The sequence below is a fragment of the Streptomyces sp. NBC_01446 genome (assembly GCF_026340095.1).
Taxonomy (GTDB): Bacteria; Actinomycetota; Actinomycetes; order Streptomycetales; family Streptomycetaceae; genus Streptomyces; species Streptomyces aureus.
In genome coordinates this window covers 596,302-609,921 of sequence record NZ_JAPEPO010000002.1, presented here as the reverse complement: position 1 = coordinate 609,921, position 13,620 = coordinate 596,302, and the positions used below count along the sequence as shown (strand labels likewise).

13 protein-coding genes and 1 pseudogene are annotated in these 13,620 nt (G+C 69.2%); 6 read left to right on the top strand and 8 right to left on the bottom strand.

Going from position 1 to position 13,620, the window contains the following annotated elements; all coding sequences use genetic code 11:
* Positions 1-244: 244 nt before the first annotated feature.
* Positions 245-1,765 (top strand): catalase, encoded by a 1,521-nt coding sequence (locus tag OG456_RS40360; RefSeq protein ID WP_266570048.1) that lies wholly within the window; start codon positions 245-247, stop codon positions 1,763-1,765.
* A 163-nt stretch (positions 1,766-1,928) separates the two neighbouring features.
* Here OG456_RS40360 and OG456_RS40355 read toward each other — a convergent pair.
* From OG456_RS40355 to OG456_RS40325, 7 genes and pseudogenes are all read right to left on the bottom strand, one after another.
* Positions 1,929-2,158 (bottom strand): annotated as a pseudogene (locus tag OG456_RS40355) (SDR family oxidoreductase); the annotation flags it as partial.
* Between the two features lie 43 nt (positions 2,159-2,201).
* Complete coding sequence (locus OG456_RS40350) at positions 2,202-3,173, bottom strand: fumarylacetoacetate hydrolase family protein (RefSeq protein WP_266570047.1); 972 nt, start codon at positions 3,171-3,173, stop codon at positions 2,202-2,204.
* A 95-nt stretch (positions 3,174-3,268) separates the two neighbouring features.
* Positions 3,269-4,207, bottom strand: coding sequence for a VOC family protein (locus tag OG456_RS40345; protein WP_266570046.1), 939 nt, complete (start codon positions 4,205-4,207; stop codon positions 3,269-3,271).
* 6 nt (positions 4,208-4,213) lie between these two features.
* On the bottom strand, positions 4,214-5,212 hold the full coding sequence (locus OG456_RS40340; RefSeq protein ID WP_266570045.1) for an amidohydrolase family protein: 999 nt from the start codon (positions 5,210-5,212) through the stop codon (positions 4,214-4,216).
* Complete coding sequence (locus OG456_RS40335; RefSeq protein ID WP_266570044.1) at positions 5,209-6,339, bottom strand: FAD-dependent oxidoreductase; 1,131 nt, start codon at positions 6,337-6,339, stop codon at positions 5,209-5,211. Before OG456_RS40335 ends, OG456_RS40340 begins: the two co-directional genes overlap by 4 nt.
* A gap of 52 nt (positions 6,340-6,391) precedes the next feature.
* Positions 6,392-7,354, bottom strand: coding sequence for a cyclase family protein (locus tag OG456_RS40330; protein WP_266570043.1), 963 nt, complete (start codon positions 7,352-7,354; stop codon positions 6,392-6,394).
* Positions 7,351-8,352 (bottom strand): fumarylacetoacetate hydrolase family protein, encoded by a 1,002-nt coding sequence (locus OG456_RS40325; RefSeq protein WP_266570042.1) that lies wholly within the window; start codon positions 8,350-8,352, stop codon positions 7,351-7,353. The genes OG456_RS40330 and OG456_RS40325 overlap by 4 nt, the downstream gene beginning before the upstream one ends.
* A 127-nt stretch (positions 8,353-8,479) precedes the next feature.
* On the opposite strand from OG456_RS40325, the gene OG456_RS40320 reads away from it, so the two are divergent.
* Positions 8,480-9,403, top strand: a complete 924-nt coding sequence (locus OG456_RS40320; RefSeq protein ID WP_266570750.1) for a LysR family transcriptional regulator — start codon at positions 8,480-8,482, stop codon at positions 9,401-9,403.
* A gap of 37 nt (positions 9,404-9,440) precedes the next feature.
* Here the strand turns inward: OG456_RS40320 and OG456_RS40315 are convergent, their stop codons facing one another.
* On the bottom strand, positions 9,441-10,283 hold the full coding sequence (locus OG456_RS40315) for a DUF1206 domain-containing protein (RefSeq protein ID WP_266570041.1): 843 nt from the start codon (positions 10,281-10,283) through the stop codon (positions 9,441-9,443).
* Positions 10,284-10,594: 311 nt separating this feature from the next.
* Here OG456_RS40315 and OG456_RS40310 point away from each other — a divergent pair, with 311 nt between their 5' ends.
* The 4 genes from OG456_RS40310 to OG456_RS40295 all read left to right on the top strand — a co-directional run bounded on the left by OG456_RS40310 (position 10,595) and on the right by OG456_RS40295 (position 13,614).
* Positions 10,595-10,750 carry a DUF6131 family protein gene (locus OG456_RS40310; RefSeq protein WP_266570040.1) on the top strand — a complete coding sequence of 52 codons (156 nt, stop codon included), beginning with the start codon at positions 10,595-10,597 and terminating at the stop codon, positions 10,748-10,750.
* A 312-nt stretch (positions 10,751-11,062) separates the two neighbouring features.
* Positions 11,063-11,560, top strand: coding sequence for a hypothetical protein (locus OG456_RS40305; protein WP_266570039.1), 498 nt, complete (start codon positions 11,063-11,065; stop codon positions 11,558-11,560).
* A gap of 205 nt (positions 11,561-11,765) precedes the next feature.
* Positions 11,766-12,581 carry an HAD family hydrolase gene (locus tag OG456_RS40300; protein WP_266570038.1) on the top strand — a complete coding sequence of 272 codons (816 nt, stop codon included), beginning with the start codon at positions 11,766-11,768 and terminating at the stop codon, positions 12,579-12,581.
* A 403-nt stretch (positions 12,582-12,984) separates the two neighbouring features.
* A complete protein-coding gene (locus OG456_RS40295; RefSeq protein ID WP_266570037.1) occupies positions 12,985-13,614 on the top strand; it encodes an SGNH/GDSL hydrolase family protein in 630 nt (209 codons plus the stop codon).
* Positions 13,615-13,620: the final 6 nt, after the last annotated feature.

Genomic DNA, 13,620 nt, shown 5'->3' with positions numbered 1-13,620 from the left:
GACCCGGCACGTATCGGCGGCGTGAACGCGGGCACGCGGACCCCGACCGACGAAAGATCACCCAGGAGGGGTGTGGCCGAGCTGGAAAAAAGGCCGAATGAGCGAAGAAGCCGCAGTCTGGATGTGGACCAGCATGCCCAGGTATCTGCCGATCAGCTGCGAAGCTTCCCGCCGTGACCCTCCGTAGCCGCGGGCCTGGCCTCGCGGCGCGACGAACACACCGATCGAAAGGCGCACGTAGCTCATGAACGACGTGACAGGCAAGGCGACCACCACGGATGCCGGCGTTCCGGTCGAGAGCGACGAACACTCGCTCACCGTCGGCGCCGGTGGCCCGATCCTCCTGCAGGACTCCTATCTGATCGAGCAGATGGCGCAGTTCAACCGGGAGCGCATTCCTGAGCGGCAGCCGCACGCCAAGGGAAGCGGCGCCTTCGGCCACTTCGAAGTCACCGGAGACGTCAGCGCCTACACGAAGGCCGCGGTCTTCCAGCCGGGCACGCGCACCGATCTGGTGATCCGGTTCTCGACCGTCGCCGGTGAGCGCGGGAGCCCGGACACCTGGCGTGACCCGCGCGGATTCGCGGTGAAGTTCTACACCACCGAGGGCAACTACGACATGGTGGGGAACAACACCCCGGTCTTCTTCGTGAAGGACCCGATGAAGTTCCAGCACTTCATCCGCTCCCAGAAACGCCGCGCGGACAACAACCTCCGTGACCACGACATGCAGTGGGACTTCTGGACCCTCTCGCCCGAGTCCGCGCACCAGGTCACGTGGCTGATGAGCGACCGGGGCATCCCGCGCTCCTGGCGCCACATGAACGGCTACACCTCGCACACGTACATGTGGATCAACGCGCAGGGCGAGCGGTTCTGGGTGAAGTACCACTTCAAGACCGACCAGGGCATCGAGTTCTTCACCCAGGACGAGGGTGACCAGATGTGTGCGGTCGACACCGACTATCACACCCGGGATCTCTTCGAGCACATCCGGGACGGCGAGTACCCGAGCTGGACGCTCAAGGTGCAGATCATGCCGTACGAGGAAGCGGCCACCTACCGCTTCAACCCGTTCGATCTGACCAAGGTGTGGCCGCACAGCGACTACCCGCTGATCGAGGTCGGCAGGATGACCCTCGACCGCAACCCCACGGACAATCACGCCGAGATCGAACAGGCCGCGTTCCAGCCCAACAACCTCGTCCCCGGCATCGGCCCCAGCCCCGACCGCATGCTGCTGGCGCGACTCTTCTCCTACGCCGACGCGCACCGTCACCGCATCGGCGGCAACTACCAGCAGCTGCCGGTCAACGCTCCCGTCGCGCCGCTGAACACGTACTCCAAAGACGGAGCCATGGCGTACCGCAAGACCGAGGACCCGGTTTACGCCCCCAACTCCAAGGGCGGCCCGGCAGCCGACTCGGGCCGCTACGCACCGCCCAGCTGGCACGCGGACGGCGACATCACGCGCGCCGCGTACGTCGACCATGCCGATGACGACGACTGGGGCCAGCCGGGAACGCTGGTGCGCGAGGTCCTTGACGACGCCGCGCGCGACCGGCTCGTGGACAACGTCGTCGGGCACCTGCTCAACGGGGTGAGTGAACCCGTCCTCGCCAGGGCCTTCGAGTACTGGTCCAACATCGACAAGGCCCTCGGCGAGCGCATCCAGCAGGGCGTGCGAGCCAAGGCTGACGAGAAGGACCCCAAGGCGGCGAAGCAGGCCAACCCTGCCCGGAGCAGCATGCAGGGCAAGGCCTGAGCGGGCTTCCGGCGATCCTGTGACTGGCTCGCCTGAGCTGGAGTGAGTGGTGGGTGCGCAATGGGTGAGTCGACATGGGCCGGGGACGCGGCGACCAGCGCCGCTCCCCGTCCCTGGCCGCGGGCGGTGCCGGGGATCAGGCCGACCCTTCACTCCAGGCGCTTCACGCGTCGGCTCCCGGTCGCAGGGCGTCGGAGATCGACTTGGCGCGCCCCCGTGGGCGGTGCAGCCGCCGTCCACGGGGATTTCGGCGCCGGTGACGAAGGAGGCTTCGTCGGACAGCAGGAAGGCGACGAGCGGAGTGATCTCGTCGACCGTGCCCGTGCGGCCGAGGGGTGTCTCGCGGAGGTTGCTCTCGCGGAAGGCGGGTGCCGCCGACGCGGTCATCTCCGTTCTGACGACCACGACCTTCCCGAAGAGCCTCTTGGCATGTTGTTCACGGCCGCTCCCGGGTACGTCGGCGCCCAGCCGGGAGCGGGACCGGGTCCGCGCCGAGGACGACGGTGTTGGATACGGAGCCGATGCCCTCGGCGGTCAGCGTGACCGTGTCGCCGGCCCTCAGCGGCGGCGAGGTGTGTTCGCCGCGTATTCCCCACAGTTCGGCGAGGCAGCCGCCGTTGCCGCAGGTGCCGGAGCCCAGGACGTCGCCGGGGACGACGCGCGTGCCGCGTGAGGCGTAGGCGACCATCTCCTCGAAGGTCCAGCTCATGTTGGACAGCAGGTCCTTGCCGACCACCTGCCCGTTGACATCGGCCGTGAGGGCCAGGCGCAGGAAGCCGTCACCGTCGCGGTACGGCTCCAGCTCGTCGGCGGTGACCAGACACGGGCCGAGCGTGGTGGCGGTGTCCTTGCCCTTGCAGGGGCCGAGGCCGACCTTCATCTCGGCGGACTGGAGGTCGCGGGCGGACCAGTCGTTGAAGACGGTGTAGCCGACGATGTGGTCACGGGCCTGCCCGGGGGTGAGATCGCGCCCCTCGCGACCGATGACGGCGGCCACTTCGAGTTCGTAGTCGAGGAGAGCGGATCCGGGTGGCATGGGGATGTCGTCGTGCGGGCCGAACACCGCGTGGGGGTTGGTGAAGTAGAAGGTGGGGGCCGCGTACCACTGCTCGGGCACGCCGCTGACGCCGTCGACGGAGCGGCGTACGCCCTCGACGTGCTCCTCGAAGGTGACGAAGTCCCGTATGGATGCGGGCTGGAGGGGCGGCAGCAGGCGGACCTGGGAGACATGCGGTCCGGGTGGCGCGCCGAGGGACGCGGCGCCCGTCTGCAGCAGGGCTGCCAACCCGTTGGCCGACTCGATCAGTTCGGTCAAGGAGCGCACACCCGGTACGGGGTACAGGGTGCCGTCCGCCTCGACGACGGCGGCGTGTGTCTGGTGCTGGTGTACGTAGGTGGCGAAGCGCATGAGGGATTCTCCTGGCACGCGGAATGCGGGCCGGGAGCGCGGAGCGTGGAGTCAGGGCATGACAGGGCCGCCGCGCCCCCGGAACTCGGGTGGGATCAGACCGGCGGGGCGACGAACACACCGCGGTCGACGTCGTTGAACGACTCCTTGGCGACGAGTTCGTTCATCGCGTTGGCCGTGCCCCACTGGTCGGTGACCTCGGGCTGCGAGAAGTCGTACACGTGCGGGTGCCAGGTGTCCTCGTCGAGGCTCTCCAACTCCGTCGTGTACTCGACGGTGTTGCCGTGCGGGTCGAGGAAATATGTGAACGTGTTGTCGCCCGCCATGTGCCGTCCCGGACCCCAGATCTTCCGGAAGCCGGCCCGCATCACCCGGCCGGAGCCGCGCATGTACTCGTCGAGGCCGCGCATCTCGAACGAGACGTGGTGCAGGGAGGTGTGCGGGCCCTGCGCGATCGCCATGGAGTGGTGCTGGTTGCTGATCCGCATGAAGTGCATGACCTCGCCCATGTGCGGCGAGGACAGCGTGTCGGACAGGGCGAAGCCGAGATGGCGCTCGTACCAGTCCCGCGTCCGGTTCAGGTCGGGGGAGTTGAGGACGACGTGGGAGAGCTTGACGGGGATGGCCTCCTTCTCCTCGATCTTGCGGTGCTGTCGTACTTCGACGTCGGCGGAGACCTCGATGGTGCGCCCGTCGACGTCGAAGAACCGGAAGCCGTAGCCGCCGCCCGGGGAGTCGACCTTGCCAGGACGCGTGATCAACTCCACTTTCCCCACAAGGAGTTGCTCGGCAAGCGTGTCCACATCCGCAGCCGAAGCCGCCCCGTACGACACCAGGTCGAGGCGCTTGTCGTCGGCCTTGCGCAGCCGGACGACGTACTGCTCGGGGGAGCCCTCGGCGGCGAGGAAGGAGATGCCGGAGCCTTCCTCGACCTTCGTCAGGCCCCAGACACCCGCGTAGAAGTCGAGCTGCTTGTCGTAGTCCGGCACGGCGAGGTCGACGTGCCGCAGGTGGGTGAGCAGGCGGTTACTCATGGTGGATCAGTCCTTCCGGAAGAGAGCGGCGGCGTTGCCGCCCCGTACGGCGTGGAAATCGGCGTCGGACAGGTGCGCGGCCCGCAGCGCGCCGACCGGGTCCTCGGTGCCCATGTCGAAGGGGAAGTCGGAGCCGAGCAGCACCCGGTCCGCGCCGGCCGCCCGCACCAACTCCCGCAACACGTAGGGGTCGTGGACCAGAGAGTCGAAGTACAGCCGTCCGAGGTAGCTGCTCGGCGGGTGCGCGCACCCGGCCCGCGCGTCCGAGCGGGCCGACCAGGCGTGGTCGGAGCGGCCGATGTGCGTGGGCAGATAGCCGCCGCCGTGCGCCACGACGATCTTCAGGCCGGGGTGGCGGTCGAGCACACCCGAGAAGATCAGGTGCGAGAGGGCGACGGCGTTCTCGGTGGGTTGCCCGACGGTGTTGGAGAGGTACCAGTGGTCGAGTCGCTCGTCGAGCGTGCAGCCGAACGGGTGCAGGAAGACGATCGCGCCCGTGTCCTCGGCGCGGGACCAGAAAGGCTCGTAGGCCGGATCGGACAGCTCCCGTCCCGGGGCGTGGCTGGAGATCTCCACGCCCAACATGCCCTGTTCCAGGGCATGTTGGAGTGCGCCAACGGCCTGTTCCGGGTGCTGCAGCGGTGCGAGCCCCAGGCCGCGCAGCCGGTCGGGGGCGAGTGAACAGTGCGCCGCTGTCGCCTCGTTGGCCAGCCGGTACACCTTCTCGGCCGTCTCCTCGTCAGCCCAGTAGTGGTAGTGCGAGGGGGACGGGCTCACCAGTTGGACGTCCACGCCCTGGGCATCCATCGCAGCGAGCCGTGCTGCCACGTCGGTCAAGCGGAGGAGCCGCTCGCTGATCATCGGGCCGTTGACGGCGAGGGCGGCGGGACCGTTGCGCCGGGCATCCAGGGCTCGCGCATCGACCAGCCCCGGCAGGCCCTCCACCAGAGCCTCTACCTCGTGCAGCAGGACGTGCGCGTGCACGTCGACGGTGGGCGGTGTCACGGCAGCTCCCTGATCATGGTCATCGTGCGGCCCATCAGGCCGGGGACGTCGGCGTCGCGCACGCCGTCGAGCTGCCACTGCCCGATCTGGACGGACGCCTCGACGACAGGACGCACGCGCTGGATCCGCCGCTCGTAGTACGCCTGGAACAGCGCGTCGTCCCAGACGTAGGCGGCGGTCAGCATCTGGGCGAGCACCCAGGCGTCCTCCAGGGACAGCGCGGCGCCCTGGGCGAGAGTGGGCGGGCAGCAGTGCGCGGCGTCGCCGACCAGGATGACCCGGCCGCGGTGCCAGGAGCCCTCGACCAACATCCGGTCGAACCAGGTGTAGTTGACCTTCGCCGGGTCCGATATATGCGCGGTGATCTCAGGCCAGAATCCGCCGTAGAGCTCGGCCAGGGAGCGCATCTCCTCGGCGTACGACTCAGGTGGGATCGTGGCGCGGTCGCGGTTGCCCTCGACGACGTACGCGTACAGGGTCGTGTCGCTGGTGGGGCAGTACCCGGCGATGTAGGCCGGGCCGCCGTAAGCGAGGTTCGTGCGGGTCACGCCGGCCGGACGCGGCGCGGCGATGCGCCAGATGGCCATGCCCGTGGGCTCGGGCCTGTCGGGGATGCCGATGGCCGCGCGGGTGGTGGAGCCCAGACCGTCGGCCGCGATCACCAGGTCGTAGCGGCCCTCGCTGCCGTCGCTGAAGCGCGCGGTGATGCTGTCGCCGTCCTGGTCCAGAGACGTGGCCCGGACACCCAGACGTATGGTGGCGCCGCTCGCGCGGACCGCGTCGATCAGGATGCGCTGCAACTGTGGGCGCTGCATGCCGACGGTGGCGGGCAGGTCGTCGCCGCCGGTGCGCAGGTCCTCGGCGACGTGCAGGACGGTGCCGTCGGGAGCCGTGATGCCGACCGCGCCGAAACCGAACCCGGACTTCTCCACCTGCTCCCACACGCCCAGTTCACGCAGCACACGCAGGGCATTGCCCTGGAGGGTGATGCCGGAGCCGGCCGTGGCGTTCCAGTCCTCCTTCGCCTCGATCAGATCGACGGCGATACCGGACCGGCGCAGCAGGATCGTGGCGGCGTTGCCGGCCGCGCCGCCGCCGACGACGAGGACCGTTCGGGGTGTGTTCATGGGGAACTCCCTTGTTCCACAAGGTGGCTGAGGTGGCTGAGGTGGTTGAGGGCTACTTGACGGCGATCGGGTTGATGGGTGAGCCGACGGCGCCCGTGATGGGCAGCGGGGCAGCGGTCAGCCAGAACTCGTACACGCCGTCGGCCGCGCAGTCGGCGGCCAGCGAGTCCAGGTCCCACATCTCGCCGATGAGCAGGCCCATGTTGGGGATGGCGACCTGATGCAGCGGCTGGAAGGCGCGGTCGAACTCGTTGGGCCGCACCTCGAAGCCCCAGGTGTCGGTGGCGATCGCGGCGATCTCGGTGCGGTGCAGCCAGCCGGCCGAGGTGAACGACATGCCGGGTGCCGGTCCGCCCGCGTATTCGCCCCAGCCGTCGCGCCGGGCCCGGGTGAGCTGTCCGGTACGCACGAGCACCATGTCGCCTCGACCGACCGTGACGCCGTGCGTTTGGGCGGTCCCTGTGAGGTGTTCCTCGGTGATGGCGAACGCGTCGGGGAGTTCACCGTCCTCACCCACGACACGGCCCACATCGAGCAGCACCCCGCGCCCGGCGACGTACGGCGCCATGTGCTCGATGCCCGTCACCAAATCCCCGTCGGAGGTGACAACGTGCTCGGCCGGGCGGCCGTTCCACGCCTTGCCGTGGTCGAAGATGTGGCCGAGGCCGTCCCACTGCGTGGAGCACTGCAACGGCATGGCGATCACGTCGTCGGCGCCGCCGAGACCGTGCGGGAAGCCCTGGCGGCCGAGAGCGGCATCGGTGCCGGTGTCCAGCATCGTGTGCACCGGATTGGTACGGCGCCGCCAGCCCCTCTGCGGCCCGTCCATGTCGAACCGCTGGGCGAGGGAGAAGCTGGCGCCCCGCCGTACCAGGGCGGCGCCTTCGCGGCGCTTGGTCTCGTCGAGGAAGTTCAGGGTGCCGAGTGCGTCGTCCTCGCCCCAACGGCCCCAGTTGGAATATTTCTTGGCGGCTGCGGTGATGGCCCCCTCCGGATCGGTCCGGTCCAGGCTCACGACGCGTCCTCCGCCACGCAGCGGGTGCGCTGCGTCCCGAGCCCCGTGATGGAGCCCTCCATGACGTCGCCGTCGCGCAACAGTCGTCCCCAGTGCAGGCCGTTGCCGGCCGGTGATCCGGTCAGGACCAAGTCACCGGGCAGGAGTTGAGCGGACTGCGAGGCGTACGACACCATCCGTGCCACGTCGAAGATCATGTCCTTGGTGGACTCGTCCTGCATCGTCTCCCCGTTCAGCTTCAGCAGCAGATGCAGGTCGTCGGGGTCGGCGATCGACTCGGCGGGCACGATCCACGGGCCGAGCGGCGTGAAACCGGGCGCGTTCTTGCTGCGCAGCCAGTCGGTGCCGATCTGCGGCATGTCCCGGCGGAAGACGGTGGCGCGGTCGGTGAGGTCATTGGCGATCGTGTACCCGGCGACGTACTCCAGAGCCTCCTCGACCGACACACCGTGCGCAGGCCGGCCGATGACGGCCGCCAACTCCAGTTCCCAGTCCGGCTGTTCGGCCCACGCGGGCAGTACCACGTCGTCGAACGCGCCCGTGATCGCGCTCGGCAGGCCGATGAACACGTACGGCAGGTCCTCGGCGGCCCGCCGGTCCATGATCTCCGCGGCCTCCGCCCGACGCTCCTCCTCCGGCTGCTCGTCGCCGGGTGCGCGATGGGCCACGTGCAGATCGATGACGTGCTGCCGGTAGTTGGCGCCGGACTGGAACACCTGCCGCGGCTCGACCGGCGCGTGCACCCGGAACTCCGCCAACGGCTCGCGCTCCACAGCGCCGCCACCGGCCAGGGACCGCAGACGGGGCTGGACCGTCGGCCAGTCATCCAGGATCCCGCGGACGGTCAACTGATCGTCGTCGAGGGCGATACGCAGGTCGACGACGAGCGCCTCGGAGGTGACGAGTGCGGGGAACACCGGGCCGTCCGGGGCCGAGAGGGTCGCGAGCGCGAAGGGGCCGGCGAAGAGCGCGGACGCGGGGGCAGGTTTCACGGACATGTCCTCCTGATGTGCGGTGGGACTAATCTGGACCCGCCACCGGTGATCAGGGAAATCGATTATGTGGATGATCGCCATCCATCGAGCAGATATTCCCTGGTCGGCGTCGAACAACAAGGGGAAGCGCGTGAATCTGGCCCGCCTGGACCTCAACCTCGTCGTCGCTCTGCGGGCCCTGCTCGAGGAGCGCAACGTCACGCGTGCCGGGCAGCGCGTCGGGCTGAGCCAGCCCGCGATGAGTGCCGCCCTGGCCCGCCTGCGCCGGCACTTCGAAGACGACCTGCTCTCCCGCGTCGGCGGTCACTACGAGCTGACCGCCCTCGGCCAGGTGCTGCTCGACCGCACCTCCACCGCGTACGACGTACTGGAGCGGCTCTTCGCCAGCCAGGCCGATTTCGACCCGACGACGGAGAACCGTGAGTTCAAGCTGGTGGCATCCGACTACGCCGTCTCCGTGTTCGGCGCCGAACTCGCCCGAGTCGTGCACGAGGAGGCGCCCGGCATCCGTCTGCGCTTCACCCAGACCCCGCCCACCGTCGTCGACGACACGGCCACCCTGCTCAGCAGGGTCGACGGGCTGCTCATGCCGCACGGCGTCATCAGCGACTTCCCCGCCACCGACCTCTACGACGACCGCTGGGTCTTCCTCGTCGCCCAGGATCACCCCAGCGTCGAGGAACGGCTCACCCGGCAGGACCTCGCGCGCCTGCCCTGGGTCACCTACCAGCGGACCTACGACGCCCCCGCCGTACGCCAGCTCGGCATGCTCGGCGTCGAGCCGCACGTGGAGGTGTCCGTCGACAACTTCCAGCTGCTGCCGCTGCTGGTGGCGGGCACCCGGCGGATCGCCCTGATCCAGGCCCGGCTCGCCCGCCTCCTCGCCCCGATCGCCGCCGTCCGTGTCGTCGATCCGCCCTACGAGGCGGTCCCCCTGCAGGAGGCGATGTGGTGGCACCCGGTGCACACACACGACGCGGCCCACATCTGGCTGCGGGAGACCGCCGCGCGGGTCGGCAGGCGCGTGGCCGAGGCGGAAGGCCGAGGTGCGTGAGGGCGAGGTCCCGTTCTGACGGAGCGCCGTGGGTAGATCAGAGCTTGCGCCAGCGGGCGCAGGCCCAGGAGAACACCCCGTAAGTCACGAGACCGACCGCGACGAACACCAGGAGCCAGGGACCGACAGGTGTATCCGCGAAAGAGCGCAGGGTGTCGTCCATGCCCTTGGCCTTGCCGGGCTTGTGCTGGACGGCCGCCGTGACGGCGAAGCCGCCCGCGGCAGCGAAGACGACGCCCCGAGCCGCCCCGCCGAACACCCCGAGCACAGTGACCATCTGACGGCTCTTCGGCGACATCCGGGACATCTTCAGGTGTTCTTGGAAGGTGCGCCGGAGGGCCCTCACCGCGATCCATACACCGGCCGCGGCCACCGCGGCGCCGGCGATGGCGACGATCCACTGGCCCCACGGCCAATCCAGGACCTTCGCCGTGACGTCGCGGGAGTTCTCGTCCGAGCTGCCGCTTCCGCTGCCCTTGTCGCCGGCGGCGTAGGACAACACGGAGTACGAGACGAATCCGTAGAAGACAGAACGGCCTGCGGCCATCGCCCTCTTGTTCGCCTTCTTGCCATCGGGCCCTGCCTGACCGAACGCCGCCCCGGACAGCCTCCACAGGGCCATACCCGCCAGGGCTGTGCCGAGCAGCCAGAGCAGAGCGGCACCGAAGGGCTTGCCCGCGATCTCGGCGATGGCTCCGCCCCGGTCCGCCTGCTTGCCGCCCCCGTCCGAGAAAGTGATCCGCAGTGAGAGAACGCCGATCAGGACGTAGATGATCCCGCGAGCGACAAAGCCTGCACGGGCTCCCGCCGCAACTGCCTTGCTGTGCGCGGCGCGTCGTGCCTGACCGCGTCCGCGTGCCGCTGCCGATCCAGTAGTCATATCCACCGCCTGCCCCCACCGGAGGAGTCGACCCCTGGCACATTGCCGAGTGTTGTCTTCCTCACTACGCCGGTCTTTGCCCCTGTCGCGGCGGCGGAAAGTCCTCGGTGAAGGCAAGGACGTGGACTGCCGACGCATGGGCCACCAAGAGGTGGGCACACGGAGCTAGCACGGCAGAGACCCAGCGGCCGCAAGATTCCGTGGTGGCAGGGTTCTGACCCGCTCCGGGCCATGCAGGCGGCGGGAAGCAGGTGCCGTCGGCCGGACAGAGGCCCGACGCATACAGACAAGACTTGATGAGAGGAACACCCATGATTGTCCTCGGAGCCATTCTGCTCGTGATCGGCCTGTTGGTCGGGATCTCCTTGCTGACGACGGTCGGCGGCATCCTCGTCGTCGTCGGTGCGGTCCTGTGGATCCTCGGCGCCAGCGGGCGCATGGTGGGGGGACGTAGGCACTACTTCTGACGGTGCGTGGACCGGTGTCCACATGTACGCCGACGGGATGCACCCTTAGGACAGGCCGGGGCCCTGCGGACCTTCGCGTTCCGCAGGGCCCCGGCCTGCGTTTCCCGTGTGTCCTGCCAGGAACCCGCTACCACCGATGATCACGACCGTCATGACGCGACAGCGTAGTTGAGGGGAAGCCCGCGTCCGACTGGCGCGGGGCAGGAGCAGGGTGCGTGCGTGCTGCGATCGAGGAGCCGCGCGTGCTTTGAGGGTTCTGGTTGGCCTGGGTGCGGGGCGAGGAGGGGCAGGTCCGTACGGCAGAATCCCACCATGACGTCCATGGGGGTCCTGACCGAGCTCGAAGCCGGCATGGCAGAGCTCTCCACGCCAATGCGGGTCTACGTGGCGGCCGGGCGCTTTGATGAGCCGGAACCTGACCTGCCGGAGCTGGCGGCCCGGATCTGTACGCTGCTGGCTGCGATCGCGGCGGACGAGGCCTGGCGGCGCTTCCTGCCGGGTTACGCCCCGCCGTCCGTCCCTGAGATCTGCGCCGCTCTGGAACCGGTCGAGACACACGAGGCCGCCTCGTTCCTGGCCCAGGTCGCGGCCGTCGACCTGGTCTGGCCGAGCCACCGGCACCTGCCCGTCGAGCCCGCCGAGCGCGCGGCGGCCCGGGTGGTGTCCCTGCTCGGAGCGGAGGCCAGCTGGTGGACCAACCACGACGTCGAATGCGGCGCAGTGAACGGGCTCACCCGACTGTTCGACAGCCTCCTGGCAGGGACTGACGGTGAGCACTTCGCGCTGGCCCTGCAGATCGCTGACGACTGAGCGCCCCGGCGCGAAGGCCGTGGGCGGCCGGTCCGGGGTGCGTGCGGGTGCCGGTGCCAGCCGGCATCCGCGGCGCGTGTGCCCGCGGATGCCGGAACGGCCCTGTACCTGGACGCTGTTGGCCGGAGGCGGGGGCCCGTGCCTGACGCCACTGGGCGGATTGCCGGGCGGTTCCAGTGCCGCATCGGCCATCGTTCGCCCTGTTGTGACGAGCTGGACAACTATCCCGAAGGGACTTGCGTTACCTGCCTTCTGGCGGCAGAGGCAGACGCCGCGAGATGATCAACCTATGGCGGATGTGATCTTCTTCGATCTGGACGGCACCCTGGTCGATCATCGAAGCGCGGTCTTGGAAACGATCGGCCAGATCGTTCAGGCCGCGCCGAACGCGGCGGCTCCACCGGAGGAGCTGGTGACGTTGTGGTGGACGCTGGAGGCGCGCCACATGCGGGAATACCTGGCCGGTCAGTGCTCCTTCACTGAGCACCACCGACGCAGGCTTCGTTCGTTCCTGCCGATGCTCGGCGAGTCGGTTCCTGAAAGTCCCGCCCTTCTGGATGCCTGGATCGCCGAGCGCTACCTCACCGTGTTCGAGGAGTCCTGGCGGTGCTATCCCGACGTCCGGCCATGCCTGGAGACCCTGAAACGTCTCCCCCGAGGACCGCGTCTGGCTGTTCTCACCAACGGGGACCCCGAGCAGCAGCGTGCCAAGCTCGCCCGCTTCGGCCTCCTCGAATACTTCGAAGCGGTTCTGACCCCGACCGAGCTCGGTGCGGCCAAGCCCGTCGCCTACGCCACCGCCTGCCGGTGGATGCGGACGGATCCCGCGCAGGCGGTCAACGTGGGCGACATGCTGGAAAGCGATGTGAACGCAGCCGCCCACGCCGGGCTCACCGGTATCTGGCTGGACCGCGGCATCGACTTCGTCACCGGTGGACCGTCGCCGACGGCAGACGAAACGGTGCTCCGCATCGAACGGCTCACCGACCTCCCCGACCACCTTTCACCCACGAACGCCTGACCGACTCGCCGGGCCGTCGCAAGTGAGCGACCCGGGTGGTCAACGTCTTCCCCGGGGGCACGCATCAGCTGGTTCCACATCTGACGGCGATGCTGTCGGTGCCGGCCCGCCGCGCTCCCCGGCTTCTGCGCGACGAATCCACGTCGTCGACGGCGAGCTTGCCCCCGCGGATCTTGTCGTCGCCGTGCACCGTGCCGCCTTCCGCCGCAGTTACTCCTGATTTCGGTCAACGCCGACGGGATGCCGGACTTCCCCGACGCCGGAGCGATGGGGACGGAGGCCAGGCGGGGGTCGGACGCAGGGCCTGGCGTGACCCGGCGTCCCTTGACACTTCGTCAGATTCGGCGCATCGTCCGCACCGCGCACGGCACCCAGGCAGGCCACCCGTCGGACGAGCCCCGCAATGGACCTCGATGTGCTGTACGAGATCGACGTACCGAAGCCCTGGCAGGGCTCCCATCCGCACGGTCAGCGCGCCGCCGAACAGCGGGCCTACCGGGCGAAGAGCGCCGCGAAGATGGAAGCCGCACAGCGGGCCCTGTCGAGGTTTCCGCGTGTGCGCCGTGACAAGCGGACAGCCAACCACCGGCGAGCGGTCGAGAAGGTCGCGAAGCTGCACCGCAAGGTGCGCCGCCAGCGCCTTGTAAACTGCTGGTCGCGCACACCGCACACGGCGGGCCTGCTGTACGAGATGACCCTGGCCTTCCTCGCCGCCGTCCGCACCAGCCATCCGCACACGCCGCTGCTCGTCGTCTCACCGGTCCGCCGCTCGGATGCCGAAGCGATCCCCAATGCGCTCGGCGCCACCCTCGCCGAGCTCCGCGACGCCGTCGAACGGGCCACACGCGACACCCTCCGCGGCGGCGACGACCGGCTCGCCCTGCTGCCCGGCGTCGGCCTGCTCACCCCGGCGCACCTGGTCGACGGCGTCCACCCGGGCGACGAGGGGCACGCGCTCCTCGCTCGCGCCGTGGCGGAAAGCCTCACAGGCAACGAGTTCCTCGACACCATATTTGGTAAGGCCCTTGACTAATCAGGG